Here is a 250-nt window from a genome sequence, read left to right on the forward strand (position 1 = left end):
ACACGCGTCACGCGTTCGCCCTGCGTGCCCAGCTTGTTGTGATAGACCACCTTGCCGAGCGATTCGACGCGCGATGCCAGCGACTTCTTGCGGTCCTGGTCGAAGAAGAACTTGGCGTCGGCCAGGCGCGGGCGCACCACACGCTCGTTGCCGCCGACCACGGCACTCGCATCGTCGGGGCTGATGTTGCTGACGACCAGGAACTGGTTCGTCAGCTTGTCGGCCGCGTCGAGCAGCGGGAAGTACTTCT

Annotated in this window: 1 protein-coding gene; it reads right to left on the reverse strand. The window is 64.4% G+C overall.

The features are described from left to right. Positions 1 to 250, reverse strand: a 250-nt coding sequence (locus CVH10_RS22885) for a glycine--tRNA ligase subunit beta (RefSeq protein WP_146143325.1), incomplete at both ends; no start/stop codon positions are given.

The organism is Halomonas sp. ND22Bw (genome assembly GCF_003011945.1).
Classification (GTDB): Bacteria; Pseudomonadota; Gammaproteobacteria; order Pseudomonadales; family Halomonadaceae; genus Halomonas; species Halomonas halophila.